General features: G+C 67.3%; 20 protein-coding genes. 10 read left to right on the top strand and 10 right to left on the bottom strand.

Annotated features, from left to right (window positions below; all coding sequences use genetic code 11):
- Nucleotides 1–29 precede the first annotated feature (29 nt).
- The 3 genes from astD to M529_RS35070 form a co-directional block, all read right to left on the bottom strand.
- Nucleotides 30–1,448: a succinylglutamate-semialdehyde dehydrogenase gene (gene astD, locus M529_RS35080; RefSeq protein ID WP_021317918.1), complete on the bottom strand. Its 1,419-nt coding sequence runs from the start codon at nucleotides 1,446–1,448 to the stop codon at nucleotides 30–32.
- Nucleotides 1,445–2,461: a 2-oxoadipate dioxygenase/decarboxylase family protein gene (locus M529_RS35075; RefSeq protein WP_021317917.1), complete on the bottom strand. Its 1,017-nt coding sequence runs from the start codon at nucleotides 2,459–2,461 to the stop codon at nucleotides 1,445–1,447. The genes astD and M529_RS35075 overlap by 4 nt, the downstream gene beginning before the upstream one ends.
- Nucleotides 2,462–2,533: 72 nt before the next feature.
- A complete protein-coding gene (locus M529_RS35070; protein ID WP_021317916.1) occupies nucleotides 2,534–3,568 on the bottom strand; it encodes an SPOR domain-containing protein in 1,035 nt (344 codons plus the stop codon).
- A 205-nt stretch (nucleotides 3,569–3,773) separates the two neighbouring features.
- Here M529_RS35070 and M529_RS35065 point away from each other — a divergent pair, with 205 nt between their 5' ends.
- From M529_RS35065 to M529_RS35050, 4 genes are all read left to right on the top strand, one after another.
- The gene (locus M529_RS35065; RefSeq protein WP_031294944.1) at nucleotides 3,774–4,493 is read left to right on the top strand and encodes a ParA family protein; all 720 of its coding nucleotides are present in this window, start codon (nucleotides 3,774–3,776) and stop codon (nucleotides 4,491–4,493) included.
- A gap of 15 nt (nucleotides 4,494–4,508) precedes the next feature.
- Nucleotides 4,509–5,021 carry a hypothetical protein gene (locus M529_RS35060; protein ID WP_021317914.1) on the top strand — a complete coding sequence of 171 codons (513 nt, stop codon included), beginning with the start codon at nucleotides 4,509–4,511 and terminating at the stop codon, nucleotides 5,019–5,021.
- Between the two features lie 16 nt (nucleotides 5,022–5,037).
- Complete coding sequence (locus M529_RS35055; RefSeq protein ID WP_021317913.1) at nucleotides 5,038–6,387, top strand: SPOR domain-containing protein; 1,350 nt, start codon at nucleotides 5,038–5,040, stop codon at nucleotides 6,385–6,387.
- Between the two features lie 191 nt (nucleotides 6,388–6,578).
- The gene (locus M529_RS35050) at nucleotides 6,579–7,295 is read left to right on the top strand and encodes an NlpC/P60 family protein (protein ID WP_021317912.1); all 717 of its coding nucleotides are present in this window, start codon (nucleotides 6,579–6,581) and stop codon (nucleotides 7,293–7,295) included.
- 261 nt (nucleotides 7,296–7,556) lie between these two features.
- On the opposite strand, the gene M529_RS35045 is transcribed toward M529_RS35050, so the two are convergent.
- From M529_RS35045 to M529_RS35025, 5 genes are all read right to left on the bottom strand, one after another.
- The gene (locus M529_RS35045) at nucleotides 7,557–8,024 is read right to left on the bottom strand and encodes a Fur family transcriptional regulator (RefSeq protein ID WP_021317911.1); all 468 of its coding nucleotides are present in this window, start codon (nucleotides 8,022–8,024) and stop codon (nucleotides 7,557–7,559) included.
- Nucleotides 8,025–8,068: 44 nt separating this feature from the next.
- Nucleotides 8,069–8,395 carry a DUF423 domain-containing protein gene (locus tag M529_RS35040; protein WP_021317910.1) on the bottom strand — a complete coding sequence of 109 codons (327 nt, stop codon included), beginning with the start codon at nucleotides 8,393–8,395 and terminating at the stop codon, nucleotides 8,069–8,071.
- On the bottom strand, nucleotides 8,392–10,194 hold the full coding sequence (locus M529_RS35035) for a monovalent cation:proton antiporter-2 (CPA2) family protein (protein WP_021317909.1): 1,803 nt from the start codon (nucleotides 10,192–10,194) through the stop codon (nucleotides 8,392–8,394). Before M529_RS35035 ends, M529_RS35040 begins: the two co-directional genes overlap by 4 nt.
- Complete coding sequence (locus tag M529_RS35030; RefSeq protein ID WP_021317908.1) at nucleotides 10,194–10,616, bottom strand: iron-sulfur cluster assembly scaffold protein; 423 nt, start codon at nucleotides 10,614–10,616, stop codon at nucleotides 10,194–10,196. The genes M529_RS35035 and M529_RS35030 overlap by 1 nt, the downstream gene beginning before the upstream one ends.
- Nucleotides 10,617–10,735: 119 nt before the next feature.
- Complete coding sequence (locus M529_RS35025; RefSeq protein WP_021317907.1) at nucleotides 10,736–11,161, bottom strand: organic hydroperoxide resistance protein; 426 nt, start codon at nucleotides 11,159–11,161, stop codon at nucleotides 10,736–10,738.
- 115 nt (nucleotides 11,162–11,276) lie between these two features.
- On the opposite strand from M529_RS35025, the gene M529_RS35020 reads away from it, so the two are divergent.
- Entirely contained in the window at nucleotides 11,277–11,717 is a 441-nt protein-coding gene (locus tag M529_RS35020) for a MarR family winged helix-turn-helix transcriptional regulator (RefSeq protein ID WP_021317906.1), read from the top strand.
- 67 nt (nucleotides 11,718–11,784) lie between these two features.
- Nucleotides 11,785–12,774, top strand: a complete 990-nt coding sequence (locus tag M529_RS35015; RefSeq protein ID WP_021317905.1) for an aldo/keto reductase — start codon at nucleotides 11,785–11,787, stop codon at nucleotides 12,772–12,774.
- Between the two features lie 46 nt (nucleotides 12,775–12,820).
- Here the strand turns inward: M529_RS35015 and M529_RS35010 are convergent, their stop codons facing one another.
- Nucleotides 12,821–14,890, bottom strand: coding sequence for a transglycosylase domain-containing protein (locus M529_RS35010; RefSeq protein ID WP_021317904.1), 2,070 nt, complete (start codon nucleotides 14,888–14,890; stop codon nucleotides 12,821–12,823).
- 108 nt (nucleotides 14,891–14,998) lie between these two features.
- Between M529_RS35010 and M529_RS35005 the strand changes: the two genes are divergently transcribed.
- Complete coding sequence (locus M529_RS35005) at nucleotides 14,999–15,196, top strand: hypothetical protein (RefSeq protein WP_021317903.1); 198 nt, start codon at nucleotides 14,999–15,001, stop codon at nucleotides 15,194–15,196.
- A 5-nt stretch (nucleotides 15,197–15,201) separates the two neighbouring features.
- Here M529_RS35005 and M529_RS35000 read toward each other — a convergent pair whose 3' ends face one another.
- Nucleotides 15,202–16,512 (bottom strand): MFS transporter, encoded by a 1,311-nt coding sequence (locus M529_RS35000; RefSeq protein ID WP_021317902.1) that lies wholly within the window; start codon nucleotides 16,510–16,512, stop codon nucleotides 15,202–15,204.
- Between the two features lie 203 nt (nucleotides 16,513–16,715).
- Between M529_RS35000 and pgsA the strand changes: the two genes are divergently transcribed.
- The 3 genes from pgsA to M529_RS34985 are packed head-to-tail and all read left to right on the top strand — an operon-like array spanning nucleotide 16,716 to nucleotide 17,983.
- Complete coding sequence (gene pgsA / locus M529_RS34995; RefSeq protein ID WP_031294943.1) at nucleotides 16,716–17,279, top strand: CDP-diacylglycerol--glycerol-3-phosphate 3-phosphatidyltransferase; 564 nt, start codon at nucleotides 16,716–16,718, stop codon at nucleotides 17,277–17,279.
- Between the two features lie 3 nt (nucleotides 17,280–17,282).
- A complete protein-coding gene (moaD, locus tag M529_RS34990; protein ID WP_021317900.1) occupies nucleotides 17,283–17,540 on the top strand; it encodes a molybdopterin converting factor subunit 1 in 258 nt (85 codons plus the stop codon).
- On the top strand, nucleotides 17,537–17,983 hold the full coding sequence (locus tag M529_RS34985) for a molybdenum cofactor biosynthesis protein MoaE (protein ID WP_021317899.1): 447 nt from the start codon (nucleotides 17,537–17,539) through the stop codon (nucleotides 17,981–17,983). The genes moaD and M529_RS34985 overlap by 4 nt, the downstream gene beginning before the upstream one ends.
- Nucleotides 17,984–17,986: the final 3 nt, after the last annotated feature.

Genomic DNA, 17,986 nt, shown 5'->3' with positions numbered 1-17,986 from the left:
CTCCTTAAACGAAACGATCGGCCGTTGCCTTATGCCGTTTCGCTGATCAAGCCGTTAACCGGCACGGGCGCAACCTCCGGCGCCTCGAAGCTCGCGATGGGATAGGCGCAGTAATCGGCCGCATAATAGGCGCTTGGGCGGTGATTGCCCGAAGCGCCCAGACCGCCGAAGGGCATGTTCCCCGCCGCGCCCGTGGTCGGCCGGTTGCGGTTGACCACGCCCGCGCGGCTTTCCTCGATGAACCGTTGCCAGAGGTCTGGGTCGCTGGAGATCAGCCCCGCCGACAGGCCGAATGCCGTGTCGTTCGCCGCGCGCATCGCCGCATCGAAATCGGGCACACGCAGGACCTGCAGCACCGGCGCGAAGATTTCGGCGTCAGGCATGTCCAGTCCTGTCACGTCCAGCAGGGCGGGGGTTACGAAGGCGTCGCTCCGCCCGCTCACTGCCTCGAACGGCCGGATGATCCCCGCGCCGCGCGCGATCAGCCCCTCGACCGCGCGGTGGGCGCCGGCCGCCGCCGCATCGGAGACCAGCGGCCCCATGAAGGCGTCGCCCGGCTCGTCCCAGGCCGCGACGCGCAGCAGCCCGGCCATGGCGTCGACCGCCTCGACGATCCGATCCCCCGTCGCGCCCTCGGGCACGATCAGCCGCCGCGCGCAGGAACAGCGTTGACCGGTCGTGATGAAGGCCGAACTGACGATGATGGAAGCGGCCTCCTCGGGCGAATCCCAGGCGACCAGCGGATTGTTCCCGCCCAGCTCCAGCGCCATGATGACATGCGGCCGGTCCACCAGCGCCCGGCGCAGCGCCGCGCCGGCACCCGCCGATCCGGTGAACAGCAGCCCGTCTATGTCGCTCGCGACCAGCGCCTCCCCGGTCTCGCGTCCGCCTTGGACGATGCTCAACAGTCCCTCGGGCAGCCCCGCCGCCGTCCAGGCATCCGCCATCGCCGCGCCGGTTGCGGGCGCAACCTCGGACGGCTTGAACACCACGGCATTGCCCGCGATCAGCGCCGGCACGATATGCCCGTTGGGCAGGTGGCCGGGGAAATTGTAAGGGCCCAGCACCGCCATCACACCATGACCGCGATGGCGCAACACCGCGTTGCCGAAGGGCATGTCGGCCGCCCGCTCGCCGGTGCGCTCGGCATGGGCGCGGATCGACACCTCCACCTTGGCGATCATCGAGCCGACTTCGGCATCGCTCTCCCAGAGCAGCTTGCCCGTCTCCCGCGAGATCAGTGTTGCCAGCGCCATGCGTCGTTCGCCCAGCACCTCGGCATAGCGCCGCGCGACCGCGACCCGCTGCTCGACCGGCGCGCTGCGCCAGGCGGGCAGGGCGACGCGCGCCGTCTGCACCGCGCGCGCGCACGCTGCTGCGTCCGCGGTTTCGCCTTCCCACACCATTTCGCCGCTGGCCGGATCGATCGACCGGAATGTTCCGCTCATCGGCCTGCGCTCGTCATCGCGAAGATCCCGGTGGCGTTGCCCGTGTCGAAAGCCAGGTCCAGCCGTCCCGTCTCTGGGTCGACGTCACGGCTGATGAATTCGTAGAAGGAACCGGGAACTGTGCGGACCTCACCGTCGGCGAAGACGCGTTCCACGCTGTCGGCGCGGAAGGCGGTCTGCCGCACGCGACCGGTCGCCGACACCTCCAGCCGTGCCTTCATCGGCCGCTCCTCGGCCTTCAGCCGCTCGGCCAGCGCCGCGACGTCGGGCACCCGGTCGGTGGCATGGTTGAAGGCATTGCCCTCGGTCGCGATCCAGGCCGCTTCGTTGGAACGGGACAGGAGGAGCTGATAATCCTCGAAGTCGGGCGCCTCATGTTGCCGGTCGAAGGCCGCGACGATCGTCGGTAACACCCGCGCCGCCTGCCCCAGCGACACAGCCTCGCCAGCGGCGAAGGCGTCGAGCAGGGCCAGCGCCTCCCCGTCGAGCGGATCGCGCGAGGACCCGAAGACCCGCTCCGCCGCCTCCTGGAACTCGGGATCGAAGCGATCGACATGCAGCTCCGACAGGAAAAACTGCGGAATATCCTCCGGCGCGTCGGCATGACGATAGGCGCGGCCTGTCATGCGCAGCCGGTCGAGCGGATAGACGGCGGCCATCTCATAGCCGAGCGGTAGGAAGATGCGGGTGAAGGCGTCCTCTCCCGCGGGCAGGGCGCCGGTCGGCCCCTGCGGCATGCGGACGGTGCGCAGCGCGCCATGGTCGAACAGCACGCGCCCGCCGCGCCCCAGCGTGTCGGTCACATAGGCGCTGCCGCTCGGCACCCGCCGCAGCAGGTCGTGGAACAGGAGGACATTCATCGCCATCGCGAAGGCGGCGCGCGACACACGCTCGCCGCTCTCCGCCATCAGCGCGGGCGCGATCGCCAGCGCCTCCAGCGCCCTCCGCGCATCCTCCTCGCCCAGCGCGGCCGCGGCCAGCGCGGCGATCGTTCCTTCCTTCTGCATCGACATGGCACCGGCTCCTATGGGGAACCGGTCTTAGCGCAGATCGAAGGCTTCGGGCAAATGGGGCAACGCCCCGCCCTACATCTTCCTCGGCATGCAATCGCCGCCGGCCGACTTGATCGCGCCACACAGCCGCGCCGCGTCGGCGGCACTGGCGACCGGGCCGGCCTGGAGGCGCGTTACGGTGCCTGCCTTCACCAGATAGGGCTGATAGGCGGACAGGCCGCCGACCTTGCCGGTCAGCTGTTTCCACAGCGTCCGCGCGCGGCCTTCCTCGCTGAACGCGCCCAACTGGATGCGCCAGCCTCCCGATGCCGCCGGAGCGGGCGCGGGCCGGCTCGCCAGCATAGGCTTGGGCGCCACCGGCTTCGCAACCGGTTTGGTCGGCTCGGGAGCAGGTTTCGGCGTCGCCGGCGCCTGTGGAGCGGGCTGCGGAATGGTGGAGGGCGGCAACTCGGCGGTACGCACCTGCGACGGCTGGTTGCGGGCCGGCTGCGGCATCGGGGCAGCGGGGGCCGCCAGCGCGATGGCGCTGTCCTTCCTCTGTTGCTGCTGCTGTTCGAGATTGGCCGCCAGCGCGAGACCCTGCTTGCGCTGGTCCTCCGGCACATATTTGTCCATCTGCTGCAGGCTGGTCGTCGCCTGGGGCAGGCCGGACGCGGCCGCGCGGGTCATCAGCGCATAGGCGCGGACCCAGTCCTTGCCGATCATATCGCCATTAAAGAGCGCCGTCGCGACGATATATTGCGCGCGCGGTTCTCCGCGCGCCGCGGAGCGCTGCAGATAGGGCATGGCGCCGGCCCGGTCGCCCTGCTGGAACAGGATCAGGCCCAGATTATCCTCCGCGCGAAGATGCCCTTGGGCCGCAGCTTTGCGATACCAGTCCAGAGCCGCGTTGAGGTCCGACTGCACGCCGCGCCCTAGCTTGTAGGCCTGGCCCATGTTGAACTGCGCGTCGGCGTCGCCCGCCTGCGCCAGCGGCCGCCATTCGCCGATCGCCTTGGCATAGTCACCCTGCTGCCAGGCATCGACCCCGGCCTTGACGTCCGCGCCGGCCGGCGATCCGACGGCCAGCATCATGCCTGCGCCCAGCGCGCCCCAGAAAAGCTTCATGAGAATGCTCCCAACGGATTCCTTGAATAATCCGATAACGGGACAAGGTTAATAGCCTGTTAGCGAAAAATTGCCCGCGAGAACGCGAGAAAGATAGTCAAGTCATTGCCATTGGGGCACGCGCAAACTTCCCGCCCGATTAACCAAATCTTAGGTGACATCGTGGCAGTCCGACCCGGAACTGGATTTTCCTGGGGGGAATTGCGTGCGCATATTGGCATTGGCATCGCAGAAGGGCGGATCAGGCAAGACGACCCTGTCGGGGCATCTCGCCGTACAGGCGCAGCTGTCCGGTGCCGGTCCCGTGGTGCTGATCGACATCGACCCGCAGGGCTCCCTCGCTGACTGGTGGAACGAGCGTGAGGCTGAATTCCCGGCCTTTGCGCAGACCACCGTTGCCCGCCTTGCCGCCGACCTGGAGATCCTGCGCCAGCAGGGCTTCAAGCTCGCGGTGATCGACACCCCGCCCGCCATCACCATGGCGATACAGAGCGTCATTTCCGTCGCCGAACTGATCGTAGTGCCGACCCGGCCCAGCCCGCACGACCTGCGCGCCGTCGGCGCCACGGTGGACCTGTGCGAGCGCGCCGGAAAGCCGCTGATCTTCGTGGTTAACGCTGCGACGCCCAAGGCGCGCATCACGTCCGAGGCCGCCGTCGCTCTCTCCCAGCATGGCACCGTGGCGCCGGTCACGCTCCATCACCGCACCGATTTCGCCGCGTCGATGATCGACGGCCGCACGGTCATGGAGGTCGATCCCAAGGGTCGCTCCGCCGGAGAAGTGGAGCAGCTCTGGTCCTATATCTCAGACCGGCTGGAAAAGAATTTCCGCCGCACCGTGTTTTCGGTGCCCCAGGGCAGCGTCGGCACCGCCGCCGCCCGTCCGTCCGGTGGCGGCTTCGGCCGCCGCGTGGTCGGCCAGTAAGCGAGGAGGGGAGCCATGTCCGAACCCAAGCCGCTCGCTTCGTTGACCTCCGGCCTGCTGGCCCGGAAGGGCGCGGCGCAGCCCGCGATGCGCCGTCCGATGCTCGGCTTCGGCCGCGCGACCGGCGCCGCCGCGCTGCAGCAGGACGATCTGGGCTGGAACGACATGGGCTTTGACCTGCCCATGCCCAAACCCGCGCCGGCGGATTCTCGTCCTTCTGCGGGCCTGACGCCCATGCCGGGCGCTGCACGGTCCGTCACGCCGCCGCCTGTTCCGGCGGTGGTCACGGAACGGGAGGAGCTCGCGGAGCGCGTCGAACAGCTCCAGCCGGCGCGCAGCGGGCGGAAGGCCGCCTTCACGCTGCGCCTGGACGCCGACCGGCATCTCAAGCTGCGCCTCGCCTGCGCCATCGCGGGCAAGTCGGCACAGCAAATGGTCACGCAGGCGCTCGACGCCTTTCTCGACAGCCAGCCCGATGTCGCCCGGCTGGCCCAGCAGCTGCCGCCGGAACGCGGCGAGACGAAATGAAGGGGTGGGTAGGATTATGAAGCGCACCACATTCGGAAAGGCGGCGATTTCCTCGCTGCTCGTTGCCACGACCATGGTCGGTTGCACCGGTGCGGCGTTCCGCCCGTCGGCTGGCATCACCCCCCAGAAGCTCAATCCCGTCAAGTTCGCCGCCGCCGCCGAAAAGGCGCTGGCGGCCCGAGACGGTGCCGCGGCGGTGGAGGCTGCGGAAGGCGCCGTTCGCGCCGCACCCGACAATGGGGGTTATCGTCAGCTCCTGGGCCGCGCCTATGTGCTGAGCGGCCGCTTCGCCTCGGCGGAAACCGCGTTCACCGACGCCCTGACGCTCGGCAACAGGGATTCGCGCACCATCATCACGCTGGCACTGGTTCAGGTCGGCCTCGGCAAGCCCGATGCGGCTCGCGCGCTGCTGGCCGAACATGGCACCCAACTGCCCGCCGGAGACTATGGCCTTGCGCTGGCGATGGCCGGTGATCCCAATGAAGGCGTCCGCATCCTGTCGGACGCAATCCATGCTCCCTCGGCCAATGCGCGCACCCGCCAGAACCTGGCCTATGCCTATGCGCTCGCCGGCCGCTGGAAGGACGCGCGGCTGGTCGCTGGCATGGACCTCGACACCCTCGCCGCCAATCAGCGCATTTCGCAATGGGCGCAGATGGCTGATCCAGCATTGGCGCCCCAGCGCGTCGCAGCCCTGATGGGCATCCGTATCGATGGTGCCGACGCTGGGCAGCCGGTCGCGCTGGCGCTGGCTGCGCCTGCTGCCACCCCCGTCGCCGTAGCGGAAGCCGCACCCGTGCCGACCACGGAGCCTACCGCCCCTGTCGAAGTGGCGTCCGCCGATCCGGCGCCGGCCCCCGCGCCCATGGTGCAGCCCGTCGGGCCTTCGATCGCTCCGGCCGCGCCCGCCGTTTCGGCGCCGGTGCGCGTCGCAGCCAGGGATTTCGTGATCGAGGATCGCACGACGCGTCAGGCTCCGAAGGCCGGCCGCGCCGCGACGCCTGCGCCTGTCGCCCGCATGCAGCAGGTGGCATTCCTCAAGCCGGTGAGCACCGGTGCCAGCAACTGGGTGGTCCAACTTGGCGCCTATGAAAGCGCAGCGGTGGCGCGGGAAAAATGGACCGTCATGATGCGTGGCAACGCCACGCTCGCGGCCTTCCCGGTCCTGACCAGCCAGGCGACGGTCAACGGCAAGGCCTATCACCGCCTCGCCATCAGCGGCTTCGGCAATCGCGCCGACGCGGCGGGACTGTGCCGTACCATCCAGGCCAGGCGGGGCCAGTGCTTCGTCCGCGAGATGGCTCCCGGCGCAACCCAGCCGCGCTGGGCCTCCGCCGCCAAGGGCCGCCAGTTCGCCTCGCGCTGATCAATCGCTATCCCGCAATATGAAGCGGCCGGGAAGCATATGCTTCCCGGGCGCTTCTTTGTTCCGGCCAGAAAGCACCATTGGACTCCCCCTGACTTTACTGTATCCTTGGCGCACAAGCATTGATGATGAAAGGGTCGCTTATTTCTGATTTCGCGAAATGACGCCATGTCTTTCGAAAGGAGACAGTCATGCCAAGCAAGTCGAAAGCGACCATTGAAAGCATTCAGCATATATTGGCCCGCAAGGGCTTCGATCCGGGCATTATCGACGGCATTTGGGGCCGGCGCACGGAAGCGGCCGTGAAGGCGTTCCAGCGGTCCAAGGGGCTGGTGGCGGACGGCATCGTCGGCCCCGTCACCTGGAAGGCGCTGTTCGGCGACGCGGAAGAGCAGGCCGTTGCCGACAATCCCGCCATCCCCTGGTTCCAGGAAGCACGCCGGCTGATCGGCGTCCGGGAAAAGGTAGGGCCGGGCAGCAATCCGGTCCTGATCGATTGGGCCGACAAGGCCGGCATCGACTATGATTCGGACGACATACCCTGGTGCGGTTTGTTCGTCGCGCATTGCATCAGCGCCACCCTCTCAGGGGAAAGCCTGCCGGGCAATCCGCTGGGTGCGCGGGCGTGGCAAAGGTTCGGCGCGGCCGGACCGCGGACGCTGGGCGCTGTCCTTGTCTTCTGGCGCGGCAGCCGCGACGGCTGGCTCGGCCATGTCGGTTTCTATGCCGGGGAGGACAGTTCCGCTTATCATGTGCTGGGCGGCAACCAGGGTGATGCCGTGTCGGTCACGCGGATCGCAAAGGCCCGCCTGCTCGATTCCCGCTGGCCGGCTACCGCCCCGATGACGGGCGCCGGCCCGTTGGTCCTCGCCGATGGAGACACTTTCTTCTCCACCAACGAGGCGTAGCGGCGAGGTCGATGGCTTCCTTTGGGTGACATTTGCCAACGGTCAGACAGCCATAGACTTCCTCCCCTGTAAGGGAAGGGGGCCCACGCAGTGGTGGAGGGGTGTCTTGCTCACGACAGGGTAACATCCCTCCATCAGGCGCTAAGCGCCTGCCACCTCCCCTTAAAGGGGAGGACGAAAACTGACTTTCCGGGAATTACCCTTCAGCCAAATGTAAGTAGGAAGACCGGTCGCCTCCCTTCAGCCCTTTACCGCAAGCCCTTATGCGGCGCACTTGGCGCAGGTGCCCAATATCTCGATCACCGGGCGCTCGGGACGAAAACCCTCATGCTCGGCGACGGCGCGAACCTCGTCCGTCACCTTGTCGTCGTCGACATGGGTCGCCTCGCGGCAGTTGCGGCACACCAGGAATATGCAGTCATGATGGCAGCCGGGATGGGCGTTCGCGATATAGGCATTCGCGCTTTCCACCCGCATCGCAATGTTGTTCGTCACGAACAGGTCTAGGATGCGATAGACGCTGTTGGGCGCCACGCGCTTGCCGCGCGCCTTCGATACCGCGTCGGCGATGTCATAGGCGGACGCCGGCTTGTCCTCGGCCGCGAGCGCGTCGAAGATCGCGGCGCGCATCGGCGTCCACTGTTCCGCCTTCGCTTCCAGCGTGGCACGGGCCGCATCTGCCAGCTTGGCGCCGATCGGCTCGTGATGATTATGATGATGGTCCGCCATGCCCTTAACTTATGCTCGCACGGCCCTTGCGGCAAGGGCGCGCATCAGGGCCTCACAAAAGCCCAGGCTGTCCAAAGCCAGGCCGCGATCATCAGCACGCCGCCCACCGGCGTCACCGCACCGAGCCATTTGGGCGCGCCCAGTGCCATCGCATAGAGGGTGAAGGCAAAGATCGCGGCGCCTAGCAGCATCAGCGCCGCCGCCGCCTTTGCCGTGCCCATCAGCGCGATCGCCGCCACCGCATGCACCAGCTGGTACAGGCCGCCGGTCCGCAGCCATTCAGCCGCCTGCGGACTCGCCGCGCCATGCGCGCCGAATGCGCCTGCTCCGATGGCCAGCGCCGCGGACAAGGCGGCCAGCAGTCCGATCATGCTTTTTCCTCTCTGTCCCCGCGCGCAATCAGGCGCATGCCCCGGCCGGGCCGGTACATCAGGTCCTTGGCCGCCAGCAGGCTCCCATGCTCGATCTGGAGCGCCAGCCGCTGCTCGTCATTCTGGCGATATTGCCGTTCGACCTCCTCGATCTCGCCCTGGGGAACGCCCAGCGCCTCCATCGCCTGCACGCCCATGCAGATGGCCGATTCATACACTTCCCGCACCACGCCCGCCAGGTTCAGGTCCTGCATCGTCAGCAACTGGCGCCGGTCGAAGGCGCGCACCACCAGCGCTGCCTGCGGAAAGGCTTCGGCGATCGGCTCCAGAACGCGGCCGTCCAGCGACGGGTCGTCGATGCAGAAGGCGATCAGCCGCGCCTCCTCCGCGCCCGCGCGGCGCAGCAGGTCGATGCGCGTCCCGTCGCCATAATAGACGTTCATGTCGAACCGGCTCGACACCTCTATCTGCGCCGGCTTCTTGTCGATCAGGACCACGCCGAAGCCGTGCCCCATCAGCATCTGCGCGACGGTCTGGCCGAATCGGCCATAGCCGACGATGATCGCCGTGCCCCGTGGTGCCTGATCGGGGTCGGTCAGGTGGATGCCGGCCTTGGGCGTGGCAAACTCCAGCCGCCGGGCGAACAGCATCAGGAAAGGGGTGGTCGCCATCGAGAAGGTGACGATCGCGCTGAACAGGCTGGCCGCCTCTGGCCGGATCAGGAAGGCGTTCTGCGCCTGGGCGAACAGGACGAAGCCGAATTCGCCGCCCTGGCTCAGCAGCAGCCCGGCGCCGATCGCCTGCTGCCAGGCCATGCCGAACAGGCGAGCGAGCAAGGTGATGAGCGCGGTCTTGGTCGCGACCAGCACCAGCGCCAGGCCGATGACGAAGGTGGGGTGGGCGATCACCGTCTGCAGGTCCAGCACCATGCCGACTGCCAGGAAGAACAGGCCGAGCAGGATCGATCGAAACGGCTCGACATCGGCCTCGATCTCGTGGCGATAGGGCGAATCGGCCAGCATCACGCCCGCAACGAAAGCACCCAGCGCGGTCGAGAGATGCAGCGCATGCATCAGCGCCGCCGCCGCCAGCACGGTAAAGAGCCCCACCGCCACAAACAGCTCGCGCTCGCCCAGCCGCCCGACGAAACCCAACAGCGGCCGCAGAATGAAACGCCCCGCCAGGACCAGCCCGACGATCGCCGCCACGGTGTAGCCGGCCAGCAGCCAGCCCGGCGGCCCGGCCGCGTCGGCAGGGTTGCGGGACAGCGCGGCGACGATAGTGATCAGCGGAACGATCGACAGGTCCTGGAACAGCAGGATCGAAAAGACCTTCTCGCCGAAGGGCGAGTTGATGCGACCGCTCGACTTCAGGCCCGGCAGCACCTGCGCCGTGGAGGATAGCGCGAGCGGCAGGCCGAGCGCGATCGCCGCGCCCCAGGTGAAACCGGTGGTGAAGAAGATGATCGCCGCCAGCATGCAGCCGCACAGCACGACCTGCGCCAGGCCCAGTGCGAAGATGTCGCGCTTCAGTCGCCACAGCCGCGCCGGATGCAGTTCCAGCCCGACGAGGAACAGCAGCAGCACGATGCCGATCTCCGCGATGGCGAGTTTCGATTCGCCGCCGCCCACGAGGCCGAGGCCCTGCGGTCCCACCAGCGCCCCGGCGACGAGATAGCCCAGCACTGCGCCCAGGCCGAAGCGGCGGAAGATCATGACGAACAGCACGGCGGCGCCCAGCAGGACGACGCCTTCGGACAGCAGGATATCGGTGGCGTTGGCGGGTGCGGGTGGATGCATCAGGCGTCGGCCATCCGCGCGGCCTCGGCGATCGCCTCGAAGCCGAGGCGGATCGAGGGGTGCCGGGCGGGATAGTCGCGCGCGGGTGCCAGTACGGCGAGGCCGGGCCAGAAATCCAGTGTCTCGCTTTCCCCGGCCAGCCAGGCGGTCAGCCTGTCACGCGCATCGGCCAGTTCGTCCGCGCTCATGCCGATCGCCTGCGCCGCCATCAGTGCGGCGGACGCCTGGCCCAGCGCGCAGGCCTTCACGTCCAGCCCCATCTCGGCGACCTTGCCGCCTTCCATCCTGACATCGGCGGTCACGCGCGACCCGCAGACCGGCGACCGCTTCTCGACGCTCGCCTGCGGGTCGGCCAGCCGCTTATGATGGGGGATGTTCGCCGCGAGGCGAAGGATGTCCATATTGTAGAGGGGGGCGTTCATCCCTCCCATGTAGGACAGGACGGACCCCGGAGGAAGGGTGCAGGTGAGTCTGCGATGCCGCTGGAATCAAAACCCCTCCCCGGCGAGGGGAGGGGTAAGGACGGGGTCCGCTGCAGGCGTCAGGCGACGCTCAGCTTCACCTCGATATTGCCGCGCACAGCATGGCTGTAGGGGCAGATGGTGTCGGCTTCCGCAACCAGCGCCTCGGCCGCTGCCCGGTCGACACCCGGCAAGCTCACGACCAACTCGACCGCCAGCCCGAAGCCCTTGTCGGCTCGCGGGCCGATGCCGACCGTCGCCGACACCTCGGCATCGGAAGGAACGCGCGGCAGGGCCTTGTCCTGCGAGGCGGCGTACTTCATCGCGCCCAGGAAGCAGGCGGCATAGCCCGACGCGAAGAGCTGCTCCGGATTGTTGCCCTGGCCGTTGCCGCCCAGTTCCTTGGGGGTCCCGAGCGTGACTTCGAAGCTGCCGTCGGTCGTGCGGGCCTTGCCGTCGCGGCCCCCGGTCGCGGTCGAGGTGGTGGAATAGGCTATGGTGGTCATGGCATGTCCTTTCTTATTAAATCGCTCACGATTTGATCGTGTGCGATCTATATGCGGCAGAGTCGCGCCGACGTCAACCCTTGCGATTAAATCGTGTGCGATTTATATTGGCCACATGGAAACGAACGATCCCGCAAGGCTGGACGACATGCTGTGCTTCGCCGTCTATTCGACAGGGCTGGCGTTCAACCGGCTCTACAAGCGCTTGCTGGATCAACTCGGCCTCACCTATCCGCAATATATCGCGATCCTCGCCCTCGCGCAGAAGGATGGGCAGTCCGTCAGCGAACTGGGGGATCAGCTCTTCCTCGAATCCAACACCCTCACGCCCCTGATCAAGCGGCTGGAGGCGGCGGGGCTGGTGTCGCGCCGCCGCGACAGCGCCGACGAACGGGTCGTTCGCGTGGACCTGACGGAGCGCGGGCGCGCATTGCTGGCGGACCTGCAATGCGTGCCGGAGGAGGTCGCCAAGGCCGCCGGCATCACGCTGGACCAGTTGCACGCAATGCAGGACGGGTTGGCCGCTCTTCGCACCAATCTGCGCGCCGGGGAATAAGCCGCCTTACGCATCGCCGTACCGATGCCTATCTGTCCTCCGTCTTCCGGAACGAGGAGAGGGTGGAATGCAGAAGCGCATATTGGGCCGCAGCAACCTTGAGGTGTCGGCGATCGGCTTGGGATGCATGGGCCTGTCCCATGGCTATGGCGGCGTTGCGAAGGCGGATGCGGTCGCGCTGATCCGCGATGCGGTGGACAGGGGCGTCACCTTCTTCGACACGGCCGAAGTCTATGGCCCCTTCGTCAATGAAGAGGTCGTGGGCGAGGCGCTGGCGCCGGTACGGGACAATGTCGTCATCGCCACGAAATTCGGCTTTCGCATCGTCGATGGGCAGCAGCAGCCCGGGCTCGACAGCCGACCCGCCCATATCCGTGCCGTCTGCGACGCGTCGCTCCGGCGCCTCGGCATCGATACCATCGACCTCTTCTACCAGCATCGCGTCGATCCCGACGTCCCCATTGAGGATGTGGCCGGTACTGTCGCGGACCTGATCGCGCAGGGCAAGGTCCGCCATTTCGGCCTGTCGGAACCGGGTGCGGCGACCGTTCGTCGGGCTCATGCCGTCCAGCCCGTCGCCGCGATCCAGAGCGAATATTCGCTCTGGACCCGCGACCCGGAAACGAACGGCATCCTCGACACCTGCGAGGAACTGGGGATTGGCTTCGTGCCGTTCAGCCCGCTCGGTCGCGGGTACCTGACCGGGGCGATCGGCAAGGATACGGTGTTCGGCGACCAGGACATGCGCCGCAATCTGCCGCGCTTTGCCCCCGACGCTATGGAACGCAACCAGCCGCTGGTCGACGCCGTGCGCGATGTCGCGGCGGCGAAGGGCGTCACGCCTGCGCAGATCGCACTTGCCTGGGTGATGGCGCAGCGGCCCTGGATCGTACCCATCCCCGGCACGACGAAGCGCACGCGGCTGGAGGAGAATCTCGCGGCCGCCGATGTCACGCTGAACGACAGGGATTTGAACGCGATCGCGCAGGTGCTCGATACGATTCCGATCGAGGGCGACCGCTATACGCCGGCCGGCATGTCGGTGGTTGGGCGGTAGGAGCCCATTCTCAAACGGGCTCCTATAACCCGAGCCTGTTCCGCCGCTATGGTCCGCCGTCATCCCCGGGCTGCGTCGGCACGACCCGCGGTGGCGTCGTTCCTGTCGGCGTTGGCGCGCCCGGCGGCTGGTCCACCGGCAGGCGGATCTGCGCCGGGCCGATATTCACCGTCATGCCGCCCTCGTCCACGCCCACGCCGACATTGCCGATGCCCGTCTCCACCGTCACATTGGCAATGGCATTGACCAGATCGCTGTCCTGGGTTTCCTCCGGCACATCCTCGACCGGCTCGTTGATCGCACCGGCCATGAAGCCGCGCCAGATGCGCGCGGGCACGCCGCCGCCTGCCGCGCCGCCGGGCAGGGGACTGTTGTCGTCATTGCCGATCCACACCGCCGTCACCAGGCCGCCCGCATAGCCGACGAAGATCGCGTCGCGGCTGTCCTGCGTCGTCCCGGTCTTGCCGAAGGTGCTGGTACGAAGCGCCGCCGCGCTTCCCGTGCCGCGGTTGGCGGCGGAGGACAGCAGGTCGCGGATCATGTCCAGCTCATCGTCGCTAAAATGGCGCTGGCGCTTCATCAGCCGGTCGAACCAGCCCTGTTCCTCGGGCGGTAATCCATGCGCGACCACCGGATAGGCGCCCGCCGCGACCGCCGCATAGGCCTGCGCCAGTTCCACCAGCGGGATCTCCGATGTTCCCAACGCCAGGCTCAGATCTTCCGTCAGCGGTGCCTTGACCCCCAGGTCGCGTGCGACCTTGATGACCGCGTCGACGCCGACCTTCTGGGTCAGGCGAACGGCGGCGACGTTGCTCGACGCGGCAAAGGCCTGCCGCAGCGTGATCCGCCCGCGATATTTGCCGCCATGATTGGCCGGCCGATAGGTGCCGGTCGTGATCGGCGTGTCGTCGACCATATCCTCCGGCGTCATCCCCGCGCGGAAGGCGGCCAGATAGACGAACAGCTTGAAGGTCGATCCCGGCTGGCGCTTGGCTTGCACCGCCCGGTTGAAGGCGCTGTCGGCATATTTCTTGCCGCCAACCATCGCCACGACGCTGCCGTCTGGCTTCATCGCCACCAGCGCCGCCTGCGCCTTGCCCAGCGGCGCGCGGCGGATCGCGGCCTCGGCCAGCCGCTGGATGCGCCAGTCCAGTGTCGTCGTTACCTCCTGCGCGCCATAGACCGCGCCGGCCCGGTCGCGCGCTTCCGGCAGTACCCAGTCGGCGAAATAGGTGCCAGTGGTGGGATCGGGGGCGTCATGGACGTTCAGTCGGGCAGGGGGCAGGGCATCGCGCTCCGCCTTGCTGATATAGCCGGCATCGACCATCGCCTGCGTCACCAGCGCGGCGCGGGCGCGCGCGCCCTTCAGGTTGGTGGTCGGGGCTAGGCGCGAGGGCGCTTTCAGCAAGCCGGCGAGCATCGCCGCCTGCGGGATCGTCAACAGTTCCGGCTGGCGATTGAAATAATGGAGCGAGGCGGCGCGCAGCCCATAGACATTGTCGCCGAAATAGACGTTCGACAGGTAGCGCTCCAGGATCTGGTCCTTGGTCAGCCACGCTTCCAGCCAGAAGGCGATCAGCGCCTCGCGCGCCTTGCGGCCGAAGGTGCGGTCGGCGCTGAGGAACACACCCTTGGCCAGCTGCTGGGTGATGGTGCTGCCGCCCTGCGACGCGCCGTCGGACCAGATATTGTGCCACACCGCCCGGGCAATGCCACGCGGGTCGACGCCCCAATGGCTGTAGAAGCGCCGGTCCTCGATCGCCATGAAGGCCTGCGGCACATGGGCCGGCAGCTCCGCGATCGTCACAGGCTTGTCGATGATCGCCCCGCGCCGGGCGATCAGGTGCCGGTCGGCCGACATCAGGCTGATGCTGGGCGGCGCGATCGGCTTCAGCGATTGCGACAGCGGAGCAGTCACCGCCAGCCAGGCGATGGCGATCATCAGCAGCGCCAGGAAAGCCGCGACCACCCATCCCGTGATCTGCAGCGCCCGCTTCCACGGCGGCGTCGGGCCGAAAGCGCTGGGCGGTCCCGCGCCGAACTCGCGCGCCGGGCCGGCGGCCGGATCGGCGCTCGCTGCGGCACTGGGTGACAGGTCGGGCATCGGTCCGGTCATACTGTATTATTCATATGATACAGTCAAGCCTGTCCCGGTCCGGGACAGCGTCACGTTAACCATGATTGGCCGTGGTCCAAATGGTAAAGAATGCGTTAACCAGTCGCCATGCGAAACCGACCCCTCGTCCTTACGACCGAATCGGCCCGTCATCCCTTCCGCCAGCGGCTGCCGCGCCATGTGCTGCGCGTGGTGGACGATAGCGCTTCCCTCAAGCGCACGCCGCGCGACGATGACCAGGACTGGAAGCTGTTCATGCTCAGCTTTTGCGCCTTCTTCACGGCCTTCTACAGCTTCATCGTTTAGGGGGCTCACGCGCACGCCGGGCCGTCACACGCCTTGTGCAGCGACCAGGCAAGCCAGGCGCAGGGCAGGCAAAGACCTGCCACCAGCAGCAGCTGGTTCACCACCGACAGGCCGGCGAGGCTCAGCCCGATCGCGATCAGCGACCCGATCACCATGGCGCCCGAATTGACGATGTTGTTCGCCGCCACGGTACGCGCCGCCTCGCATTTCTCGACCGTTGTGGTGAGAAAGGCATAGAGCGGCACCACGAACATGCCGCCAAAGGTCGCCACGCCCAGCAGGCATAGCGACAGCGGCACCGCCAGCGGATGGGCCAGGAAATCGCCCAGCGACAGCATCTGACCGCCGGGCGCCGGGGTCCAGAGGTCGCAAACGACGTGAAAAGCGACGACGCACAGCCCCATGCCGATGACGGAGGCCGGGGCATATTTCGCCGACACATGCCCCTGCAGCAGCCGGTTGATCGCGACCGACCCGATCGCGATGCCGATCGAGAAGATGGCGAGGAACAGGCTGGCGACCGGCTTGTCGGCGGTCAGGACGTTCTTCACCAGCGGGGGGAACTGGATGAAGAGCACCGATCCCACGGCCCAGAAGAAGCTGATCGCCATGATGGCGAGGTAGAGCCGCCGGATATGCATCGTTCCCTTCACCAGCGCGACGGAGGAGCGGATGATGTGGAAGTCGATCGGCTGCCGTTCCAGCAGGGACGGGGCGGGGGGCACAGCCCGGCCCGCGACGAAGCCGACCAGTGCCGTCACGACGATGGCGACCGCAGCGGCCTCGATCGGGATGATCCCCGCCAGGATCGTGCCGGCCAGGATGGCGATATAGGTGCCGGCTTCCACCAGCCCTGTCCCGCCCAGCACCTCGTCATCATGCAGGTGCTGGGGCAGGATCGCATATTTGATCGGCCCGAAGAAGGTCGAATGGATGCCCATGGCGAACAGCGCCGCCAGCAGCAGCGGGATGGCGAGCACATGCACCGCGATCCCGCTCCAAATCAGCGCCAGGCCCACCGCGCCCACGGCCATGATGACGATCTCCGCCGCCTTGACCCAGCGGATGATCTTCGCCTTGTCGCGCTGGTCGGCCAGCTGTCCCGACAGGGCGGACAGCAGGAAGAAGGGCAGGATGAACAGCCCCGTCGCCAGCGCGCTGAACCAGGTCTCCGACTTCTCGTCATTGTAGACATGATACACGACGAACAGCACCATCGCGTTCTTGAACAGGTTGTCGTTGAAGGCGCCGAGGAGCTGGGTGATGAACAGCGGCAGGAAACGTCGCTTGTCGAGGAGCCTGAGAGAGGCTTGCATGGGCGAGGAAATCTTCTTCGCAGTGAACGGTCGGTGCGCGGTCTAGCCTGTGCTTGACCCGCTGTCCAACACTCCCGTGCTGGGCCGTTGGTTCCGCCAATTCTCCGTCATCCCAGCTTTCGCTGGGATGACGGCGGTGACTCATGTCCGCCCTACTTACCACCCCGCTTGTGCGCGCGCGCGGACTGTGGCAGTCGGCGGCCATGCTGACGCTGCCTAACCTGCTGACGCTTTCCCGCATCCTGACGGTGCCGCTGCTTGTTGCGTTGCTCTGGCCGGCGGACATGGGCGCGCACTGGACCACGGGCTATGCGCTCGCCTTCGGGCTCTACTGCCTGATGGGGATCACCGACTATTTCGACGGCTATCTCGCTCGCGCGCAGGGCGCGGTGTCGAAGCTCGGCATCTTTCTCGATCCGATCGCCGACAAGATCATGGTGGGTGCCGTGATCCTGATGCTGGCGGCCACACGCGATATCAGCGGCCCGCATATCATCGCCGCGATGGTCATCCTGCTGCGGGAAATCGCCGTGTCCGGCCTGCGCGAGTTTCTCGCCGGGCTCCAAGTCTCCGTGCCGGTCTCGCGCCTCGCCAAGTGGAAAACGACCTTCCAGCTCATCGCGCTCGGCGCCCTGATCCTGGCCGGCGCCGTCCCGCAATTCCCGTTCGTCCAGCTCGTCGGCATCGTCACCCTCTGGGCGGCGGCCATCCTGACGCTGGTTACTGGCTGGGACTATCTGCGCGTCGGCATCGCGCACATGGACTGAGCCGTGGCGCTCGACATCCTTTATTTCGCCTGGGTGCGCGAAAGGATTGGCATCGACAGCGAGCGGATCGACCAGCCCGACTCCCGCGCTACCGTGGCCGATATCGTCACCCTGCTGGCGGCACGCGGCGGCGGCTATGCGGAGGCGCTCGATGACCCCGCCCGGCTGCGCGCCGCGCTTGACCAGCGCTTCGTGCCGCTCGATAGCCCGGTCGGCGAGGCGAGGGAGCTGGCGCTCTTCCCGCCGGTGACGGGTGGATGAAGCGGATCGCGGTCCAGCCGGAGGATTTCGATGCCGCGGCAGAGCTGGCGGCGCTGGAAGCGCTCGGCGGCGGCGGCGTGGCCAGCTTCATCGGTATCGTCCGGGGCGAAGGCGGCCTCGTCGCGCTGGAGCTGGAGCATTATCCCGCCATGACCGAGCCCCAAGTGGACCGGATCGTAGATCAGGCGCTGGAGCGCTGGCCGCTGCTCGGCGTCACCGTCATCCATCGCGTCGGCCGACTGGAGCCCGGTGCTCGCATCGTCTTCGTCGGCACCGCTTCGCGCCATCGCACCGCGGCGCTGGAAAGCTGCGCCTTCCTCATCGACTGGCTGAAGTCGCACGCGCCCTTCTGGAAGAAGGAATATTTCGCGGATGGCGAGGGGCGCTGGGTCGTGGCCCGCGCGGAGGACGAAGCGAAAGCGGCCGGCTGGCAGTCCTTCTGATTC

It is taken from the genome of Sphingobium ummariense RL-3 (genome assembly GCF_000447205.1).
GTDB lineage: Bacteria > Pseudomonadota > Alphaproteobacteria > Sphingomonadales > Sphingomonadaceae > Sphingobium > Sphingobium ummariense.
Note: the sequence above shows the minus strand (reverse complement) of the source record. Positions and strands in the feature narration are given on the sequence as shown.

Excerpts from the sequence above, each read along its gene's own strand:
- astD (WP_021317918.1), bottom strand. The coding sequence starts at position 1,448 with ATGAGCGGAACATTCCGGTCGATCGATCCGGCCAGCGGCGAAATGGTG.
- M529_RS35005 (WP_021317903.1), top strand. The coding sequence starts at position 14,999 with ATGCGAAACCGACCCCTCGTCCTTACGACCGAATCGGCCCGTCATCCC.
- M529_RS34985 (WP_021317899.1), top strand. The coding sequence starts at position 17,537 with ATGAAGCGGATCGCGGTCCAGCCGGAGGATTTCGATGCCGCGGCAGAG.
- pgsA (WP_031294943.1), top strand. The coding sequence starts at position 16,716 with ATGCTGACGCTGCCTAACCTGCTGACGCTTTCCCGCATCCTGACGGTG.
- M529_RS35070 (WP_021317916.1), bottom strand. The coding sequence starts at position 3,568 with ATGAAGCTTTTCTGGGGCGCGCTGGGCGCAGGCATGATGCTGGCCGTC.
- M529_RS35045 (WP_021317911.1), bottom strand. The coding sequence starts at position 8,024 with ATGGCGGACCATCATCATAATCATCACGAGCCGATCGGCGCCAAGCTG.
- M529_RS35075 (WP_021317917.1), bottom strand. The coding sequence starts at position 2,461 with ATGTCGATGCAGAAGGAAGGAACGATCGCCGCGCTGGCCGCGGCCGCG.
- M529_RS35010 (WP_021317904.1), bottom strand. The coding sequence starts at position 14,890 with ATGACCGGACCGATGCCCGACCTGTCACCCAGTGCCGCAGCGAGCGCC.
- M529_RS35060 (WP_021317914.1), top strand. The coding sequence starts at position 4,509 with ATGTCCGAACCCAAGCCGCTCGCTTCGTTGACCTCCGGCCTGCTGGCC.
- M529_RS35000 (WP_021317902.1), bottom strand. The coding sequence starts at position 16,512 with ATGCAAGCCTCTCTCAGGCTCCTCGACAAGCGACGTTTCCTGCCGCTG.
- M529_RS35035 (WP_021317909.1), bottom strand. The coding sequence starts at position 10,194 with ATGCATCCACCCGCACCCGCCAACGCCACCGATATCCTGCTGTCCGAA.
- M529_RS35050 (WP_021317912.1), top strand. The coding sequence starts at position 6,579 with ATGCCAAGCAAGTCGAAAGCGACCATTGAAAGCATTCAGCATATATTG.
- M529_RS35030 (WP_021317908.1), bottom strand. The coding sequence starts at position 10,616 with ATGAACGCCCCCCTCTACAATATGGACATCCTTCGCCTCGCGGCGAAC.
- M529_RS35055 (WP_021317913.1), top strand. The coding sequence starts at position 5,038 with ATGAAGCGCACCACATTCGGAAAGGCGGCGATTTCCTCGCTGCTCGTT.
- M529_RS35020 (WP_021317906.1), top strand. The coding sequence starts at position 11,277 with ATGGAAACGAACGATCCCGCAAGGCTGGACGACATGCTGTGCTTCGCC.
- M529_RS35025 (WP_021317907.1), bottom strand. The coding sequence starts at position 11,161 with ATGACCACCATAGCCTATTCCACCACCTCGACCGCGACCGGGGGCCGC.
- M529_RS35040 (WP_021317910.1), bottom strand. The coding sequence starts at position 8,395 with ATGATCGGACTGCTGGCCGCCTTGTCCGCGGCGCTGGCCATCGGAGCA.
- M529_RS35015 (WP_021317905.1), top strand. The coding sequence starts at position 11,785 with ATGCAGAAGCGCATATTGGGCCGCAGCAACCTTGAGGTGTCGGCGATC.